General features: G+C 50.2%; 14 protein-coding genes. 4 read left to right on the forward strand and 10 right to left on the reverse strand.

Annotated elements, in window-relative coordinates; translation table 11 throughout:
• Positions 1 to 37: 37 nt before the first annotated feature.
• Positions 38 to 1,537, forward strand: a complete 1,500-nt coding sequence (locus P2W70_RS28025) for a trypsin-like peptidase domain-containing protein (protein ID WP_276484879.1) — start codon at positions 38 to 40, stop codon at positions 1,535 to 1,537.
• A gap of 121 nt (positions 1,538 to 1,658) precedes the next feature.
• Complete coding sequence (locus tag P2W70_RS28030) at positions 1,659 to 3,566, forward strand: AAA domain-containing protein (RefSeq protein WP_276484880.1); 1,908 nt, start codon at positions 1,659 to 1,661, stop codon at positions 3,564 to 3,566.
• Positions 3,567 to 3,656: 90 nt separating this feature from the next.
• Here P2W70_RS28030 and P2W70_RS28035 read toward each other — a convergent pair whose 3' ends face one another.
• Positions 3,657 to 5,792, reverse strand: coding sequence for an LTA synthase family protein (locus P2W70_RS28035; protein WP_276484881.1), 2,136 nt, complete (start codon positions 5,790 to 5,792; stop codon positions 3,657 to 3,659).
• Positions 5,793 to 6,135: 343 nt separating this feature from the next.
• Here P2W70_RS28035 and P2W70_RS28040 point away from each other — a divergent pair, with 343 nt between their 5' ends.
• Positions 6,136 to 6,639 carry a DUF2004 domain-containing protein gene (locus tag P2W70_RS28040; RefSeq protein ID WP_276484882.1) on the forward strand — a complete coding sequence of 168 codons (504 nt, stop codon included), beginning with the start codon at positions 6,136 to 6,138 and terminating at the stop codon, positions 6,637 to 6,639.
• Between the two features lie 94 nt (positions 6,640 to 6,733).
• Here the strand turns inward: P2W70_RS28040 and mgrA are convergent, their stop codons facing one another.
• The 6 genes from mgrA to P2W70_RS28070 form a co-directional block, all read right to left on the reverse strand.
• Positions 6,734 to 7,726: an L-glyceraldehyde 3-phosphate reductase gene (gene mgrA, locus P2W70_RS28045; RefSeq protein ID WP_276484883.1), complete on the reverse strand. Its 993-nt coding sequence runs from the start codon at positions 7,724 to 7,726 to the stop codon at positions 6,734 to 6,736.
• A 152-nt stretch (positions 7,727 to 7,878) separates the two neighbouring features.
• Complete coding sequence (locus P2W70_RS28050; protein WP_276484884.1) at positions 7,879 to 9,123, reverse strand: peroxiredoxin family protein; 1,245 nt, start codon at positions 9,121 to 9,123, stop codon at positions 7,879 to 7,881.
• Positions 9,124 to 9,214: 91 nt separating this feature from the next.
• Positions 9,215 to 10,657 (reverse strand): SusD/RagB family nutrient-binding outer membrane lipoprotein, encoded by a 1,443-nt coding sequence (locus P2W70_RS28055; RefSeq protein WP_276484885.1) that lies wholly within the window; start codon positions 10,655 to 10,657, stop codon positions 9,215 to 9,217.
• 11 nt (positions 10,658 to 10,668) lie between these two features.
• Positions 10,669 to 13,845, reverse strand: a complete 3,177-nt coding sequence (locus P2W70_RS28060; RefSeq protein WP_276484886.1) for a SusC/RagA family TonB-linked outer membrane protein — start codon at positions 13,843 to 13,845, stop codon at positions 10,669 to 10,671.
• Positions 13,846 to 14,250: 405 nt separating this feature from the next.
• Positions 14,251 to 14,733 (reverse strand): hypothetical protein, encoded by a 483-nt coding sequence (locus tag P2W70_RS28065; RefSeq protein WP_276484887.1) that lies wholly within the window; start codon positions 14,731 to 14,733, stop codon positions 14,251 to 14,253.
• Complete coding sequence (locus tag P2W70_RS28070) at positions 14,730 to 15,224, reverse strand: hypothetical protein (RefSeq protein ID WP_276484888.1); 495 nt, start codon at positions 15,222 to 15,224, stop codon at positions 14,730 to 14,732. Before P2W70_RS28070 ends, P2W70_RS28065 begins: the two co-directional genes overlap by 4 nt.
• A 352-nt stretch (positions 15,225 to 15,576) precedes the next feature.
• On the opposite strand from P2W70_RS28070, the gene P2W70_RS28075 reads away from it, so the two are divergent.
• Positions 15,577 to 16,368, forward strand: coding sequence for a hypothetical protein (locus tag P2W70_RS28075; RefSeq protein ID WP_276484890.1), 792 nt, complete (start codon positions 15,577 to 15,579; stop codon positions 16,366 to 16,368).
• Positions 16,369 to 16,510: 142 nt separating this feature from the next.
• Here P2W70_RS28075 and P2W70_RS28080 read toward each other — a convergent pair whose 3' ends face one another.
• From P2W70_RS28080 to P2W70_RS28090, 3 genes are all read right to left on the reverse strand, one after another.
• Positions 16,511 to 17,056, reverse strand: coding sequence for a DUF6169 family protein (locus P2W70_RS28080; protein WP_276484891.1), 546 nt, complete (start codon positions 17,054 to 17,056; stop codon positions 16,511 to 16,513).
• Positions 17,037 to 17,198, reverse strand: coding sequence for a hypothetical protein (locus tag P2W70_RS28085; RefSeq protein ID WP_276484892.1), 162 nt, complete (start codon positions 17,196 to 17,198; stop codon positions 17,037 to 17,039). Before P2W70_RS28085 ends, P2W70_RS28080 begins: the two co-directional genes overlap by 20 nt.
• Positions 17,199 to 17,297: 99 nt before the next feature.
• Positions 17,298 to 18,557 carry a flavin monoamine oxidase family protein gene (locus P2W70_RS28090; RefSeq protein ID WP_276484893.1) on the reverse strand — a complete coding sequence of 420 codons (1,260 nt, stop codon included), beginning with the start codon at positions 18,555 to 18,557 and terminating at the stop codon, positions 17,298 to 17,300.
• Between the last annotated feature and the right edge of the window lie 4 nt (positions 18,558 to 18,561).

The raw sequence follows: 18,561 nt of genomic DNA on the forward strand, positions 1-18,561 counted from the left end.
ACCTCGGCCTTCTTTATCAACCATAAATTCAGGATGTATGAAAACAACGTATAAAGCCATCCTCGTCGCTACCGGATTAACCGTTGCACTGTGTGGCTACGCCATCATCAATGGCAAAGAGGTATCGATCAACGGTGTTGCCCGCGAAACAGCTTCCACGCCGGTATACAAAGCGGCCTATTCCAATACCACGGTAACTGCAGCCGACTTTGAAAAAGCAGCCGACAATGCCGTTCCTTCGGTGGTGCATATCAAAACTGTCACGAAGTTCAAACAGACCCGTGGGCAGGGACGACAGGATGGGCCTGCCGATGGTTTCTCCGGCGATGACTTCTTCAGAAAGTTCTTCGGCGAGGAGGGCAGGAGTTTTCAACGTCCTGATCAACAAGCATCAGGTTCGGGCGTCATCCTCAGTACTGACGGATACATCGCCACCAACAACCATGTGGTAGAAGGTGCTACCGACATTACCGTTACCTTGAACAACCGCAAGACCTACGTTGCCAAATTGATCGGTACCGATCCTAATACAGATCTGGCACTTATAAAGATAGACGCCAGCAACCTGCCGGTGATGCCGGTTGGCAACTCAGATGATGTACATCTTGGTCAATGGGTGTTGGCTGTTGGTTATCCGCTCAATCTCGACGTGACCGTTACCCAGGGTATCGTGAGTGCCAAGGGCCGCAACATTGGCATCAATACCAAAGGCAGTGCACCCGTGGAATCATTTATCCAGACCGACGCAGCCGTCAATCCCGGCAGCAGCGGTGGTGCCCTGGTCAACACCAACGGCGAACTGGTGGGTATTACTTCGGCCATTGCCTCGCCTACCGGTGCTTATGCAGGCTATGCTTATTGCATTCCCTCCAACCTGGTACGCAAAGTGATCGGTGATATCCGGAAGTTTGGCAGCGTACAAAGAGGTTATCTGGGCATCAGCATGGCCCCCGACCAAGTGGACGACAAGCAAAAGAAGGAACTGGGTATCAATGACGATGTAGATGGCGCCTGGGTGATCGAAACCGATCCTGCCGGAGCCGCCGCAGCAGCAGGGATCCAGAAAGGAGATGCCATCATTAAAGTAGATGGTATACCGGTAACCGGCAATGCTTCTCTCTCTGAACAGGTAGCACGCCACAAACCCGGCGACCAGATCAGTCTCACGTTTGTACGGGGCTCGGCAGAAAAAACCGTGACCGTGACCCTGAAGGGAAAGCCAGGCAGCTTTGCCAGCCAGGAAGCCGCAGCCATCCAATCGCTGGGTGCCCAATTCAGCACCGTTCCCGAAACGGAAGCCAAAAAACTGGGGGTATCCGGCGGTGTTCAGGTAAGCGATATACAGGATGGTATACTCAGCGATCAGACGAACATGCGACCCGGCTTTATCATCACGAAAGTAGGTGGCATCACCATAAAATCGGTCGATGAGCTGAAAGATGCGCTGGGGAAATTGCAGGGTAATTTCCAAATAGAAGGTGTATACCCCGGTAACAAAGAGACTTACTATTACGGCATCAACGATTTTAATAAATAAGCTCCATTTTCATACAGGAATACAAGGGTTGTTTTATGGGCCTCTTCCCGTGGGGAAGAGGCCATTTTGTTGGCCGCCAATCCATTACAACCTTTGCGGGATAGATAGTACCTTTGCGCCCATGGAATATTTCAAGCGGCTGCAGGAATTACTGAAGATCGAGCAGGAAGAAGATAAACAATTATACCAACGACAGGCCGCTACCCTCTCTGTAACGGAACGCCGGGCCTATGGCCTCACCTGGTATCCCATCGCCATCCGGGATACTGAAATGACGCGCGGCGATTATATAGCGGTGGAAGTAGAGCGCACCACACACCAGGACATCGTACACCAATTGCGCTTTGGTGCGGCCGCCGCGCTATTCTCCAACCACGATCCCAAACAAGACCGGGTAGAAGGGGTTGTCACCTACCAGGGGGGTAATAAACTAAAGATCACCTTACGGGTAGATGAATTGCCCGACTGGGCGAGAGATGGAAAACTGGGCATCGACCTGCTGTTTGACGACAACAGCTACGATGAAATGCAAAATGCCCTCAAATTGGCGATAGCGCGTAGCGAGAAAAGAGAAGAAGGCAGATTGATCCAAGTACTCACAGGGCAGCAGGCCCCCTCTTTTGAACAGGATCATTTTGCTTACCCGATTGGCTCCCTCAACCCGTCGCAACAAGCGGCAGTACACAAAATACTTTCGGCCAACGACCTCGCGATCGTCCATGGCCCTCCCGGTACTGGCAAAACAACCACCCTCGTACAAGCCATTAAAGCACTGATCAAGCACGAGCCACAGCAGGTCCTGGTCGTTGCGCCCAGCAACGCAGCGGTTGACCTGTTGAGTGAAAAGCTGGCCGATGAAGGATTGAACGTATTGCGGGTAGGCAACCCTGCCCGTGTGTCGGAAAAACTGTCTTCCCTGACACTAGACAGCAAAATAGCCGAGCACCCCGGCACCAAAGAGATCAAAAAGCTTAAAAAACAGGCTTCTGCATACAAGGATATGGCGCATAAGTACAAGCGCAATTTTGGTAAAGCAGAACGCGAACAACGCAAGGCCCTGTTTGACGAAGCGCACAAGATCATGAAGGATGTGGAGAATACCGAGCAATACATCACCAACGACCTGCTATCGAAAGCACAGGTAGTGACAGCGACGCTCGTGGGCGCCAACCATTACACGGTTCGGCATTTGAAATACAGGACGGTGGTGATTGATGAGGCTGGTCAGGCTTTGGAACCGGCGTGCTGGATACCCATCCTGAAAGGACAGAAACTGGTATTGGCTGGTGATCATTGTCAGTTGCCCCCAACCATCAAATCGAACGAGGCGGCGCAAAAGGGGTTAGCCAATACATTACTCGAGAAATGTGTTCAACTCCATCCCGAGGCTGTTGTATTGCTCGAAGAGCAGTACCGCATGCACGCTACCATCATGGGTTATTCTTCGCAGGTATTTTATGACAACCGGCTAAAGGCACATGGTTCGGTGGCCGGACACCTGCTGTTTGAAGCCGATAAGCCCCTGGCATTTATCGATACAGCCGGCTGTGGATTTGACGAAAAGCAAGATGGCACCAGTACGACCAATCCGGAAGAAGCGGCATTCTTATTCCGCCACCTGACCCAACTCGTCACCGATCTGTCGGCGCGGTACGAAGCCGGCAACTTCCCCACCATTGCCGTGATATCGCCCTATAAGCAACAGGTGGAATTACTGAAAGAACAACTACTACACAATACATTCCTGAAAGGTTACAACGGTAAGATCACCGTCAACACCATCGACAGCTTTCAGGGCCAGGAGCGTGATATCGTATACATCGGTATGACGCGCAGCAACACCGATAACAAGATCGGCTTCCTATCGGACACGCGACGCATGAACGTGGCCATGACGCGGGCGCGTAAAAAACTCGTCGTGATCGGTGACAGCGCTACGCTTTCACAGCTCGATTTCTATGCCGGCTTTATTACGTATGCCGAGGGACATGATGCCTGGCAAAGCGCCTGGGAGTTTGTGGAGAGTTAATATCATGGAAAAAGCCGGCGTCAACAATATGAGCCGGCTTTTCTTATTATTCGCCTTTCTACAACTAAAGTTTGTTGATCGTTTGAAGGATCAATGTATTCCATGCAGCGAAGCCACCGATGCTCTGGGTGTTTCACTGGCAGCCCCCTGTTTGCGGTGATTCAGCAACCAGCTGGCACACTGGTAATAGGCAATGGCCTGATTCACGAGGCTGTCATTCTGCCGTACCAGGTTGGCATCACCGGTCTTGAAATCGGGTTGGTAGGCCCGGATGGTTTTCAACGGACTTTGTATCACCAGCTTTCCATCGCGCAGATATCCCAACCCCTGGTAGGTACTGATAAAGGCTCTTTCCTTGTCGGCCGGTGTATTGAGCACATCCTGTCCGAAGAAACGGGAGCGGTACTTCATCCTCAGGATACCGAGAATAGTAGGCGCCACGTCGATCTGTGCGGTGAGGTCATCCACCTTGCGCGCGGGCAAGATCTTAGGCGCATAGATCAGCATCGGAATATGGTATCCGGTCACCGGAAGCTCTACACTACCCGCACTGCCGGCACAATGGTCGGCTACGATCACAAACACAGTACTATCGAACCAGGGCTTTGTCTGCGCCTCTTTCAGGAATTTGTTAATGGCATAATCGGTGTATTTGACTGCCCCTTCCCTGGACTGCGTTGCAGGTGGAATATCGATACGTCCCTCCGGATAGGTATAAGGACGGTGGTTGGATACCGTCATCACTTGGGTAAAAAATGGCTTATGGGTGGCAGCGTTGGAGTCGAGGGTATGCAGGGCCAGGGCAAACAGGTCTTCATCGGCTACTCCCCAAACATTCTCGTAGTGCACATTTTCCGGCTTGATCGCAGAACGGTCTATTACCATGTAGCCATTGCCACCGAAGAAAGTCCTCATATTATCGAAATAACTGTATCCTCCGTAAATGTATTGCGTGGTATAGCCCTTGGAACGGAAGACACTGCCGAGGGAAAACAAGTTGGCATTATCAGGCCGCTTTACAATGCTCTGCCCGGGCGTAGGCGGAATAGACAGTGACAGCGCTTCGAGTCCCCGCACCGTACGGGTGCCGGAAGCATACAGGTTGTCGAAAAACAAGCTGTGCGATGCGAGCGAATCGAGGTAAGGGGTGATCGTTTGCTGGTTGCCAAAGTTGCGCATAAAGTCGGCACTCAGGCTTTCCACACTGATCATCACCACATTCAATTTCCTTTCCGGCTCGGGGTAGCTGATCTCACGTTCGATATCGTAGGGATTGTCGGATACAAATACCGTATTAGGTTGCTGCAATTGCTGGCGTAGTATACGAAATGCCTGTTCATCGGGCATGGTCTTGTAGAACTGGTAGAAGTTGAGCTCGTTTTGCTGGAATGCCACGGCAAATTCAAACAAGCCATTTCCTGCCAGTGAATTGGCGTATTCATTGCGGCTGAACTGCCGCCATTTGGCCGATACGGCAACCGTAACCAGTACCGGCGCCAGGAGCAGGCAAAGGGCCAGGAGTGATCTGCGACCAAAGGACAGCGGCTGGGTAACGCTTTGGCGAACCAGGTAACGACTCATAAAGGCAATGCCCAGGGCCGTTGCCAGTAACACGGCCAGTATCTTGACGATCGGGTACGACTCCATGATATTGCCCAACACTTCTGTGGTATATACCAGGTAATCGACCGCAATGAAATTGTAACGGGAAGAGAATTCCTGCCAGAATACCCATTCGCTGACGGCATTGAGGAGTAACAGGAATACGACCAGGGAGAAACCCACAAACAATACACTGCTCCGCCAGCGCCGGCGAAACGACAGCGGCATAAAATAGAGCACCCCATAGATCGCCCATCTTAAGGCAATATACACCGTCAGCGCAGTATACAAAGGCGGACTGAAATCGCGCGGTATGACACTGGTAAAGAGCAGCACACTGATCAATGCGGCAAAGAATACGTTCATCCACGGGAAAACCTTTTTCCGGTAAATGAAGTCAGATTGCGGCCACAGGTGCAGCACAAAGGGAATGATGATGAAGGAGGCGACGGCCAGGTCATAGAGGAGGCCGACAAAAAAGAGGCCGGTGAACTGCCCCATCGAGATACCGGTTTCTTTGGTACCTATCAGCAGGCCAATGCGGGTAAGGACAGAGAGACCCAGGTAAAACGCAATGATCACCCAGATAATGGAATACCGATTACGGAATAGCTTGTTGTACATGCAATCGTATTAGCGCAGTTTCTTAATGTTGACCTACAAACTTATGATCCGAATTTGTAGGAATTCTAAAGAAAACGGATCATTAACCATTTCCCCTACACGAGGCGGCAAGAATATTTTTAAATACCCGAAACAGACAGGAATAGGCTGTTTCAGGGTCGCTGCCGGCGCTATTGCCGGCCTTTTACAAGCAAGCCATTGGCCTTATCAGCTGGCGGGTGGTGTAAGGGAGCAGTTGGTCAGACTTGGAATTATTCCGTAATAGGTTATTTTTGTCTGCCCCGCTCCGGGTATGCACCCGGAAGCGCGGACTACCCTTATTCATGTCAATTCCTTTTTTACTATGAGTGAATACCAGATCCTTCATTTTGGTCCAGTCAATGCAGCAGCAGTCAACAAGCGTTATGATGCATCCGTTGACATCAACGGCCGCCCTGTGCAACTCGATCTTCATTTCGACAATCCACAAGCAGCCCCTGGCGCCGATACCCTCATCAACCAGTTTCTGGAGAAAGCAGCTTCATATGATGGAACGATCAGAGCTGCCATCACCGAAGATTTCGACAGCGATGGCGAAGCCGTAGATTTTGTACGTTTCTTTCTGGAAGACCTGCGACCACGTGAATTGAAGCAGTTACTAGGCCACCAGGAAGAAGTAAAATCCGTTCCGCAGCAATTATTGAATAAACTGGAGTTGGTACGTATCGGGATCTATGCAGATGACAAAAATGGCTTCTTTGCCGTATACGACTATACCCTCCTCATCAATGACCGACCCAGCAGCCAGGTATTGGCCGTTGAGGTGGATGATAATGGATCGGTATTGAGCATTGCCTGGGAAAACTAGGCTGCTGCCAGCATGGTATAAACAACAAAGGCGACCGCACCGGCAGCTATACACCGTTGCGATCACCTTTGCCTATAGCAATCATTTGTTCGGGCTATTGCAGAATCTGCTCTATCCGCGCCAGTTCATCGGGCGTGAAAGCCTTGCTCTTGATGGACTGCAACGAATCGGCTAACTGGGCCGGACTGCTGGCGCCAATCAGTACTGATGTTACACGCTGGTCTTTCAGCAGCCAGGCAAGCGACATCTGAGCCAGCGACTGGCCGCGCTCTACGGCGATGGCATTCAACCGCTGTATCTGATCAACCCGCTGTGGTGTCACATCTTCCTCCTTCAGGAAACCATGAGCTTTGGCAGCCCGTGAATCGGCAGGAATACCTTTCAGGTATTTATTAGTCAATAATCCCTGCGCCAACGGCGAGAAAGGAATACAACCAACCCCTTCCTGCTCCAATACCTGCAGCAATCCTTCTTCTACCCATCGCACGAACATGGAGTATTTAGGTTGGTGTATGAGGCAGGGCGTGCCCATTTCCCGCAGCAGCGTGATCGCCTTACGCGCTTCATCTGCCGGATAATTCGAAATACCTACATACAACGCCTTGCCCTGGCGAACCATTAGGTCCAGCGTGCGCATGGTCTCTTCCAGCGGTGTATTCGGGTCCGGACGGTGGTGGTAGAATATGTCGACATAGTCGAGGCCCATACGTTTCAGGCTCTGATCCAATGAAGCTACCAGGTACTTTTTAGACCCCCAGTCGCCATAGGGACCTGCCCACATGGTATAGCCTGCTTTGGAAGAAATGATCAGTTCATCCCGGTATCCCGCAAAATCCTCCTTTAATATCTTTCCAAAATTCTCCTCGGCGCTGCCGGGAGGCGGTCCGTAATTGTTGGCCAGGTCGAAGTGGGTAATGCCATTGTCGAAAGCCAGGCGCAGAATAGCCCGTGAATTTTCCAGTACATCGACATGACCGAAGTTGTGCCAGAGGCCGAGTGATATGGCAGGCAATTGTATGCCGCTTTTGCCGCAGCGGCGGTATTCCATCCGTTCGTAACGATCGGGAGCTGGTTGATAGGTTGTCATACCACCAAAATAAGAAGTTTTCAGGAGGCGGCCAGCGACTGCCTATACCAACCTGAAAATGCCATGCAGTGCAGAGTAAAGAAAAACCCCTTTGCTATTCTTTCGTAAGAAGTAACAAAAGGGCGTTTACCAATTGCAGCTTGTACTGCCAGTTATTTTTCAGCAAGGAGCTCGTTGATCAGTCCCTCGAATTCTTTCTTGAAAGCGTCGTAATGCGCTCCCGTAGCAGGTCCGTCATAACCGGTATGGATCTTCCTCACATTACCTTTTTTATCGATGAAGATGGAGGTAGGAAACCCTTTCAGGGGCTCGATCTGCGGCAAGGTCTTTTCGGTACGTTGCGGATCGGAGACTGCCACACCGGTGATCAATACGGGATAATTGATACCTAAGCGTTTCTGGAAGCCCGCCAGTGCCTGCTTCGATTTCTCAAATTCGGTATAGCGCTCATAAGCCAGACCTACCACCTCTACCCCACGGGATTTGTTTTTGTTGTAGAAGTCGACCAGGTATTTGGTTTCGTCCATACAATTGGGGCACCAGGAACCCAGGATCTGAATGATAACGACTTTGTTCTTGTAGCGGTCATCGTTGATGCCGATCTGCTCTCCGGTGGTAGCGGGGAAACGGAAATTGAGCTTGCTTTCACCCGGGCGCAGCTTAACCGCATCAAATCCATCCGGCAATTGGGCATTGGCGTCTTTACGGGCTGTCCAGTTTTCCTTACCTGCACCACCAGCATAGAATACCGCTTCTTTGATCTCATTCGGATCGCCCAGTTGGGCAGTAAACAAGTATACGTGGCTACCATCAAATGCAGATAAACGAAGCGTATCCCGGTCGATACCTCCCTCCAGGTAGCGGTAGTCGCCCGTAGGAGTCAGGAAGGTACCCGTTACTTTTCCGTTGGCGGCCTGCTGAAACTCGCCCACGGCTTTCGACGACTTGTCGCCTTCCCCAAAGGTTACATCCCAACGACCTGTCACATTGTGGCGCGTGGCCGGTGTGATCGGATATCGCTCTTTATTGTTGGGCAAGGCATAGAAGGGGATCTCGAACCGGCGCTCGCCGCTTACCTTGATGTATTTTCCTTCCAGCGATCCATTCGGTTTGATCACGGTAGCAAAGGAGGCATCGAAGAAGGGCATGGTGATCCACAGCGAATCACCCTCCTGCCGGATATCATCTACCAACAGGCGTTCCGTGGCATTGAGTACGTACAACACCTTTTTACCATTGGTCTGCTTCACGTCGAAATTGAAGACGATCTGCTTGCCGTCGGGACGTTGTATCACGCCTTTCCAGGTACCTGGTTTCAGTATGGCTGCTTTGGGAGGGGCTGCCTGTGTAGCTGTGGCGCCCACCGCCAGGGCCAGTATCAATAAGAGTTTCTTCATAACCTTTTCAAATAGGAGTTTTATCTATAGCATAAGACGCCAAAGCGGCGTCTTAGCATTTGTTGAATATATGTTTTTCTGCTGATCCCTTTTAATACTTGTCGAACCAGAGTTTAGTCAGCAGGTTATCCGTTCCCTGGTTCACCACCGCTGTCTTATAGTTTACACCGTTCAGCGACTGCTCGGTACCCGGATAAATGAACCGTACCGGTATCTTTCCATCCAGCACGCCGGCGGCACCAGCCGTCAACTGCGGATAATCCAGTCTCCTCCATTCAGCGAAAGCTTCCAGTCCCTGGCCAAACAGCGCGATCCACTTTTGTTCGCCGATCGACTTTTTGAAGTTGGCCGCATCATACTGCACGGTTGCCTGGCCTGTATAATTGTTGATCACCGTTGCATCAGTAATGCCATACTGATTGAAAGATGCCTGAATGGCTTGTTTGTACAGCTCAGCAGCATTTTCCGTGGTAAATTTCCGTGCAGCTGCTTCAGCCCGGGCAAACAATACTTCCGCGTAACTGATGATCACGGCAGGCGCTGTGGCCGCATTGAAATAAGATCCCGGCTTGCTTGTCTTCGCGAACCCCAGGTTATTGGCGTCGCTGTTGGTGAGGCCGCTGGGCACCCCGACGTATTTAGTAACAGATGCATCGGTGGGTTTGTTGGCAAAGATGGGTAGGCGCGGGTCGTTGAGCGCATACAGCTTGTCGACCAGGGTTTTACCTACCCGAAAATCATCACGGGTATCAAACCAGGCACCAACGGGATTTTGCTGTGGTGGCGTTGTATACACAAAACGGGCTGCTTCATCTACATTGGCGATCAAACCACCAGCATCATTTAACACTTCATTAATGACTGCTTTGGCTTTATCCGGCTCCTGATCGGCAATACGCAGGGCAATACGGAAACGCAGGGCGTTGGCCAGCTTCTTCCAACGATCGATCTTACCGGCATAGATCAGGTCACCAGTAATGGCGCTACCAGTGATGGTAAGGCTGCTGCCCGCCGCCTTCAGTTCATCGAGCAAGCCAAAATAGACATCCTTTTGACTATCGTATTCCGGCGTGAGGTACTGGCGGATATCGCCAGCCTGTTTGTAAGGAATATTGCCGTACGCATCGGTCAACAGCGTAAATATCCAGGAACGCAGGATGGTCGCTACGCCTTTGTAGTTGACATTGGCTTTGCCATCCGCCATCTGCAGAATGGTGTTGAGGTTGGTAATGCTGGTGGCATAGCCGGTACTCCACAGGGAGGTAAAGCTGCTGTTGGAGAAGATATAACGGTCGGGTTCCGTGTATTGGATCTTGGCCCAGTGTTGTATCAGCAGCAAGGTGCTGTTGAAATTGTTATCAGCGCCCCAGTATACATCTGAAGTAATCTTCTGGGTAGCCGTCAGCAGGTAATCGGGTTGCGGATTTTCTGCCGCATTGGGATTCTTGTTGATATCGGCCAGGTCCTTTTTGCAGGAGGCTGCTACCGTAAGGGTAAGACCGGCGAGTAACAGGTTATAGATATATTTAGTCATTGTTTGGCGCTTTAGAATTTAACATTGATGTTGAAGCCATAGCTACGGGTTGTAGGCAGGGTCAGGTCTTCCAGGCCTTGCGCATTGCCATTGGTAAAGGCTGTTTCCGGATCGATATTGGGCACATCCTTGTGAATGATCCACAGGTTACGTCCCACCAGGCTGACTGTTGCTCCGGTCAAACCCAGTTTCTTGATCCAGACACGGGGAATATTGTATCCGAACTTCAACTCGCGGAATTTCACATAAGAAGCGCTGTACACAAATTCTTCTTCGATGTTACGTCCGGCCTTATAGTATTGAGAGGCGGGGATGATGGCTTCGTTGACAGCACCAGCCTGCGTAACGCCCTTCCAGATCATACCGTCGTCGTACACGGTTTCATTGTTGGGGGCTGTAGTACCTTTAGACACAGCCACTGTGTTTTTGGACTTATCGTTATTGGGATAGTAATAATACAAACCACCATGCTCTGCATCACGACCGGGTAAGGTCGACGCCAGTACACCGGTATAGCTACCAGTAGAGTTGGTACCGGCAAACAAGGAACCGCCAATGCTCGCATCGATCAGGAACGACAGGTTGAACTGTTTGTAGGTGATCGAATTATTGATACCGCCGATCCAGTCGGGCGTAAACTTGCCCAATACTTTTTTGGACGGGGCTGCAATGGGAATACCCTTGTTATTGACCACTACATTGCCATTGTCATCGCGCTGGTAAGCATTCCCATACAGTGTACCATAAGCCTGACCCACGGATGCCAGTACCTGCAGGTTGCGGTACGTACCCAGTACATAGTTCTGCAAACGACGCTCGGCATCCAGGTATTCCAGGCGGCTACGATTGGCAGCGAAATTGACATCCACATCCCAGCGGAGGTCCTTCTGCTTGATAGGGGTAACGCCCAGCTGTATTTCAAGTCCCTTGTTGTTGATCTTACCGGCATTGAGCAGCTTCTGGTTGTAGCCGGTGGTCGGGCTCACATCAACGCGAAGTATCTGGTCGAAACTATTGGTATTGTATAAGCTCACATCCAGCCGAACACGGTTATTGAAGAAGGCTGCTTCCACACCTACTTCGGTCGAGTTGGTACTTTCTGACCGCAGGTCAGGATTGAGGTCAACACCGGAGGTGGTCAGTTGTGGGTTGCCGTTGAACGGTGCATTGAAGTTGTAAATATTGATCAACTGGTAGGGATCGGCATCTGCACCCACCTCCGACCAACCGCCACGTACTTTCAGGAAGCTGAGCACATCACTCTTGATATCCAGGGCATCGGTCAGCACTACGCTCGCATTGACAGATGGATAGAAGTAGGACAGGTTTTTCTCGGGCAAGGTAGAAGAACGGTCATTACGCGCCGTCAGGTTCAAAAACGCCCAATTGCGGAACCCTACCTGTGCCGAAGCAAAAGCACTCCAGGTGCGCAACTTCGAATAGTAGTTGGAGGATACCAGCGGGTCGCGTGAATTGGTGAGCGTATAAACGCCTGCTACTGCAAGGCGGGGTGCCTGCTGATCGTTCTCTTCGTAGGTTTTGGTACGGAGGTTACCACCGGCCAGCACATCGAGACTGAAGTCGCTGGTGATGTTCTTGTTGTAACGCAGGGTCGCTTCCGTATTGTTCTCACTCACGATGTAGTTGGTTTCCTGGTAAGAACCGAAGGGTGTACCATTGGTACCATAGGCTACTTTCAGTTTTCGTTTATCATTATAGTAATCACTACCGGTGCGGAAATTAAACGTGAGGCCGTCGATGATATCGTAGGTCAGGTTGAGGTTGCCGATAAAGCGGTTACGACGTTGACTGACCGTATTTTCATAAGCCACCCAGAATGGGTTACTGTAGTAGCTGTTGTTCCAGTTGAAGGTATTGCCGTTGGCATCGAGGTAATTGCGCAGCTGGTTGATGTCGACCTGACGGCCAAACCAGGTAAACTGCAGCATGGTACTGGTGGCGCGGCGGCCTCCGGAGCCAGGTAGATTGGGCGCATTGGTCACCACATAGTTGGCGCCTACGCCGAGCTTCAGTTTAGAGGTCACATCGAAGGTTCCGTTAAAAGACACGTTGTTTTTACCTGCTTCGCTGTTGGGTACGATACCCCATTGCTTTTCGTTGTTGAACGAAACACGGTAGTTGAATTTATCACCGGCCCCATCGAGCGCAACACTGTTGCTGAGCAGTACGCCGGTATTGAAATAATCCTTCACGTTATCCGGATGGGCTACAAAGGGAACGGGAACCCCATTGGAATAGAATTGCGGAATCAGGCGGCCATCCAACTTAGGCCCCCAGCTTTCGTCTACCCCATCATTGATACCACCGCCTTTACCATCTACATAACTGAATTTCCCTTCGGCACCCTGACCAAACACATTCTGGTAATCGGGCAGTACCAGCAAGCTGGAGAAGGTAGTATTGGAGTTGACGGTTACGCCAACACCATTGCGGCTTTTACCTGTTTTTGTTTTGATGAGCACCACCCCATGGGCAGCGCGGGAACCATACAGGGCAGCGGCATTGGGGCCTTTCAGTACGCTGATGGTCTCGATGTCTTCGGAGTTGAGGTCCGCGATCGCATTGCGGTAGTCCCGTGAACCACCGGCGCCCAGTTGCGAGTTGTCGACGGGAATACCGTCTACAATAAAGAGCGGCTGGTTGTTGCCTGCGATAGAAGTCTCTCCACGGATCACGATCCGGGAAGAACCCATATCCCCCTGCGTATTGGTGATGCGTACACCGGCTACCTTACCGGCCAACGCGTTGACGATATTGGCTTCTTTGGCTTCGGAGATATCCTTGGTTTTTAACTCCTGCGTGGCATAGCCCAATGATTTCTTTTGCTTGGTAACACCGAGTGCGGTAACCACGACGGCGTCAAGCGCGTTGTCGCTGGCAGACAACCATACCGTCAGCTTATCGCCAAGGGTATCCGTCCTGACGGTTTGTGTACCATATCCGATGTAGGAAAAAGTGAGTACAGCGTTGGCAGCAGCCGTAATGGAGAAATTACCGTTTGCATCGGTAGCCGTGCTGGCGGCCGAACCGCTGGCTTGAACAGTAACAGCATTCAATGGCTGACTACCGTTCTTGTCCAATACAGTACCCTGTATGGTACGTGTTTGCGCCAGAGAGACGACCGGCATAGAGATAATAATAGCCCAGAAGGCAATGATTCTCTTCATTGTTATTGGTGATTAATTGTTTAGATGAATGTAATGGAGGTACGGATGGGCGCACTGTCGGGTATGGACAGGCAATAGCATCTACAGTGCTGTATCAACAGCACGAAACCATTTCGTATGTCAGTAGGTTAAAGACAGCAACAACAGCAGGTTGTGCTACAAGACGGGGTATTCGAATGAAAGGATTGTTTCAGTCGTGCAGTGGATAAGTTCATCAACACAGGCGTCTTTCTCATTAGTTACACTTTTAAACCTTGACTGGTAAGCATCGTGATAGACAGCAAAGATACTGGTGTAGGTCAATTCACCAAAATAAATTCCTACCAGATAAGTAGGGTAATAGAAACCGCCTTGTTACGCAAGCATGAATGATTGTGTAGAAGTGGTTGTAAATTAAGAGACTATTTACCGCCTGCCGGACTGTACCTGATCTATTTTTTGCTTCATATCCTGCACTTCGCTGCGCATGTGGAAGTATTTAACACACATGATGATAAAAGCGACAGCCAGGAGCTTGAAGAGGATGGCCAGCACGAGTACAAAGGTGCGCCAGTATTTGTGTACGCGTATATGTGTGTCGGAAGCTTCTACTGGAATGTATCCATCTTCACCGGTGTCTTTGCCGCGCGGAGGTACCTTACCATTACCCTTGGAGGGAACAGGCATGCGGTCGACGAAGTCATCATACCGCTTACGATTTCGTGTGGGAGGCGGAACCGATTGTTGGAGGGCAAATACTTCAAACTGTTGTTCGATGACGGATAAGGCAACTTGTAATTCAATATGGTGAGGCAAAAGAGCTTCCAGCTCCTGCCTTTCGTCAGGTGATGCTACTCCCAGTACATAAGCCTCAATTACGCCACTGCGTATATAACTGTTAATGTTCACTGCAAGTTTTTTTGCAGAATGAGCAGGCTGTCTTTCAATAGCCTGTCCACCTCATGCGCGGTTTTGTTCAGTTGGGTTGCTACTGATTCTTTGGCGTGACCATGCAGGAACATCTCGGTAAAAACCTTGATCTGTTCTTCGGTAGCGCCTTTCAATAGCTTTAGGTAATAGGCCTGCGGCTTTACGCCGGGTACAGCATGCCCATTCAACCTTTTTTCTTTTTGTTGCTTGTAGTCAAGTATCAACTTCCTGGCTTCCACCTGCATCCAGCAATAGACGCTCAGGGTGGCATTACAGGCCTCCTCAAGCCTGCCTGCCAGGTTGTTGTAAATCATGGTAAGCACTTCTTCAGCTTCTGCCTGATCAGGAATAAACTGCAGTACAAAGCCATAAAGCATTGAACTGTAATTGGAGTACAGATAATCGACAGCAGGTTCAACGCCTACACTGAGTTTGGACTTCAGCGTTTCTTTTATGATGAGGGTTTCCAAGTTGCTAATAGGTTTTCACTAAGACTAATTTCATAGGGCGGTTGTCAAGTTGAAAGTAAGTATAATTGACCAACTGCGTCATTTTTTTTTACCATCGTAAACGGTAAATATACTGTGTCGAAGCGCATTAAAAAAGGGTTAAATCACCTTTTGTCATATACCCGTAAACGTTGTCTGTCAGTGCGTAAGCAGCACACAATATACCGAGAGGTTTTCCAGGCCTAAACTTCCGATCGATCATCGCCCCATACCTCAATTCATCCGGTTTTTATGCAGTTTGGTAGTGTTGTGCTGGGCGTAGCCTCTCGCGGACGGTACTTTTACAGCCGATCGCCAACAATAATCGTAAGTCATGAAAAAAACACACTACTATTTGCTGGTAGCCCTTATTGCATTGGGAACCACCGCCTTTACCGCCTATAAGAACGTTCTTGATCAATTGCGGATAGCCGAAGCTGACGCGAAGGACTACATTTTAGGAAATTTCAAGGAGGGAAACCTGGCATTTCCTTACTCCACTGCGTTAAAAGTACTCGCAACCGGCCAGCGAGGCGCCGCCGTCAAAGAACTTGGTGACTATATCCGTAAGTATGTCAATTCGCCTGAATTTGCCCAGGCCTATAAAGAAGCCCGTGATGCTGCCAAACCGCAGGATCCCGCAGACAAAGCGACTAAACTGAAAGAACGGATCAAGGAGCTGGAGCAAGATGTAGAGAAGACCAAGGCAGATATGAAGGGGCAAACGGGTGACATGAAAAAGCTGTATGAAGGCACCCTGAAAATGCAGCAGGATATGCTTGCTGCCCTTAAAGACCCCAAGCACCCCAACCACAAGATGTACCTGCAGGATGTCGATGACGCCGACGAGAACGGGGAGCAATACAAACAGGCCGTGAAGGATTACCAAACTTATTGGCCAGCTACCGTAAAGGAGTTGACGAAACTCCGGTTAAAGGAATTCCTTGCTTTTACCGCCGATATCGACTTCAATGCCAAGCTCATAGAGAAGAATGGACGGAAACGCTTCGAAGACCCCAAACTGGAAGCAAAAGACGAAACCTGGAAAAGGTGTTTCCGCAGTGGTAAAGAGACCATCACGGCTGCCCGGGCTTACGCGCAGCAATGGCTGAAAGAATTGAACTGATTCGGGCATAAATAGCAACACGATTAACAGAGAGGCGGGCAGCCATCAAGGTGATTAATCAACTGGTTGATCTAATTGATGGCTGTTTCGTTATTGCTTGCGTTCCCTCAATGTGGTCAGGAGGGGCAACCTACAATGTCCGTTATTTCGCCAGACTGAGTCCTATGAATTGCTGTGCTATTTGCTCAAATTCATGATGAAAGTCATTGATCAGCTTATTGTCTGACCGGGTAATATAACCGAGGTAATAGGGAACTTCTCCCCGCTGATTCACCAATAATACTTCGAGGTCATTTTTGATAAAAGTTCCGGGATTGTATCGATCAAACCATCGTTGAAATAATCGCATCCTGACCGCCTGTCTGCTATCGGCTGCATCACAATGATAAAGCAGTATGGTTTCCGGGCTTTGCAACACCAGGTAATCCGAAATAATGCTACATATGGTTACAGCAACACGTGTGTCAACGACTGAACTTATTTCACTGCCGAAGTTGATTCGCAGGAAACCAAAAGCATAGCCATTATTATACAAAAGCGGAAAATCTGCCAGCCAGTTGTCATACTCCGTATTATTGAAGTACACAATATAACCCAACTGATGATGCGTAGAAAACTGATAGGTGAAGTTGAGATCTGGTAATTCTTCCCGGCAATAGGGGTAGTGGTTAATTGCCGTTTTTTTCATGCTTATCCCGGGCAGGTGAAGTAAAGGACTTATCGGTAAGCTTCTTTTTGATTTCTTCCTTTGTCTTGTTCAAAGCATCAAAAAAAGCTACTGCCTTTGTATTGGAAGCCGGTATGACTATTTTTTTAAGCATAATAACCATGTAAAGGTAGTTTTATTATTAGACATATCAAATATATCTAATAAACCTCAACACACATTACATTTAATAAGTATTTTCAAAATGCTATAAAACTTATACTTACCCAATTTTCCTGGCCACTTCCAGGCCGTTGGTAAGGGCAGCTTCTACCGTACCGGGATGAGCACCTTCATAAAGCGCTTCGCCGGCAAAATAGAGCGTATCCTGCACCGGCTCCCGCAGCAAGCGCCGCGCCGCCCTGGAAGCCAAAGTATCCCAGGAATAAGCGCCCCGCGACCAGGTATCGGTGCCCCAATCGGTGATTTGGCTGCCTACCAACTGTTGCTCGAGAAACACGAGCGGCAGACCAAATATACCAGCCAGGGAATACAGTGCGTATTGCAACATCTTATCAGGTAGTACCTGCGTAAACGACGCGGCCTGCGGTCCGTTTATCCAGCCGGTGAGTACCGGCGCAGGATGCGGCAGCTGCGTCCACCAGGTGGGAAAAATCTCTTCGCTAAACAGGAAACCCAGCTCGCGCTCATACTCCAGCCAGAAAGGTGTTTTGAACTCCAGGCTGGCTTTGATCACGGCACTGTACCCCATTTGCCGCAAAGCGTCCAGCTGCGCAGAGATGGCAGGTGTAAATTGGATAGCAGGTTCCGGCTGCTGCCAAACGCCCAGGGGGACCGTCAGGATGACCTTATTGGCGGCAAAAGTGCGTCCATCCGTTGTCGCTACTTCTACAGTCCCCGCCTGCCAGCGAATCGAATGTACCGGACTGTTGAAATACAACAGGCATCGCTGCCGCACGCATTGTGTGTAGAGGTAGTCTACCAGCTTTTCATAACCGCCGGTTATATGGTATTGTTCCTCTTCTTCTTTGGCCCATTCGTCCCGCAGGGCCATCACGCTGGCACGGTCGATGTCTGCGCCATCGTACCCCTCTGCAAAGCGCTGTACGGATCGACGCAGCTCTTCATACCTATCTTCGGAAAAGTGTTTGTTCAGAAATGCCCGGACAGTCATATCCTCTGTAACTGTCTGCAAGTGCTCCATGAGGGTGGACCAGCCTTCCACAAAATGTTGCTGGCGGTGCCAACGACCCTTGCGTACTTCGATCATACGGCCCTGTACCGGGGTGTAACCGATACCCGCGGCATCCAGTAAAGCTAAGGTGACCGGTAATTTACCATGTATGAATTCGGCCCCTGTTTCAACGGGCACAGTGAAACCATCGGGCTGTATCGTGTGCATTCGGCCACCGGCGCGGTGGCGGGCTTCCAATACGGTTACTGCGTGGCCACGGGCCGATAATTCGCGAGCGGCCATCAATCCGGCAGCTCCGGCTCCTATAATCAAAATGGTAGTTGCCATAGTC

This window comes from Paraflavitalea pollutisoli (assembly GCF_029360705.1).
Lineage (GTDB): Bacteria > Bacteroidota > Bacteroidia > Chitinophagales > Chitinophagaceae > Paraflavitalea > Paraflavitalea pollutisoli.

What these genes read in the sequence shown, in the direction of transcription:
- P2W70_RS28025 (WP_276484879.1), top strand. Translation starts at nt 38, where the DNA reads ATGAAAACAACGTATAAAGCCATCCTCGTCGCTACCGGATTAACCGTT.
- P2W70_RS28030 (WP_276484880.1), top strand. Translation starts at nt 1,659, where the DNA reads ATGGAATATTTCAAGCGGCTGCAGGAATTACTGAAGATCGAGCAGGAA.
- P2W70_RS28035 (WP_276484881.1), bottom strand. Translation starts at nt 5,792, where the DNA reads ATGTACAACAAGCTATTCCGTAATCGGTATTCCATTATCTGGGTGATC.
- P2W70_RS28040 (WP_276484882.1), top strand. Translation starts at nt 6,136, where the DNA reads ATGAGTGAATACCAGATCCTTCATTTTGGTCCAGTCAATGCAGCAGCA.
- mgrA (WP_276484883.1), bottom strand. Translation starts at nt 7,726, where the DNA reads ATGACAACCTATCAACCAGCTCCCGATCGTTACGAACGGATGGAATAC.
- P2W70_RS28050 (WP_276484884.1), bottom strand. Translation starts at nt 9,123, where the DNA reads ATGAAGAAACTCTTATTGATACTGGCCCTGGCGGTGGGCGCCACAGCT.
- P2W70_RS28055 (WP_276484885.1), bottom strand. Translation starts at nt 10,657, where the DNA reads ATGACTAAATATATCTATAACCTGTTACTCGCCGGTCTTACCCTTACG.
- P2W70_RS28060 (WP_276484886.1), bottom strand. Translation starts at nt 13,845, where the DNA reads ATGAAGAGAATCATTGCCTTCTGGGCTATTATTATCTCTATGCCGGTC.
- P2W70_RS28075 (WP_276484890.1), top strand. Translation starts at nt 15,577, where the DNA reads ATGAAAAAAACACACTACTATTTGCTGGTAGCCCTTATTGCATTGGGA.
- P2W70_RS28080 (WP_276484891.1), bottom strand. Translation starts at nt 17,056, where the DNA reads ATGAAAAAAACGGCAATTAACCACTACCCCTATTGCCGGGAAGAATTA.
- P2W70_RS28085 (WP_276484892.1), bottom strand. Translation starts at nt 17,198, where the DNA reads ATGGTTATTATGCTTAAAAAAATAGTCATACCGGCTTCCAATACAAAG.
- P2W70_RS28090 (WP_276484893.1), bottom strand. Translation starts at nt 18,557, where the DNA reads ATGGCAACTACCATTTTGATTATAGGAGCCGGAGCTGCCGGATTGATG.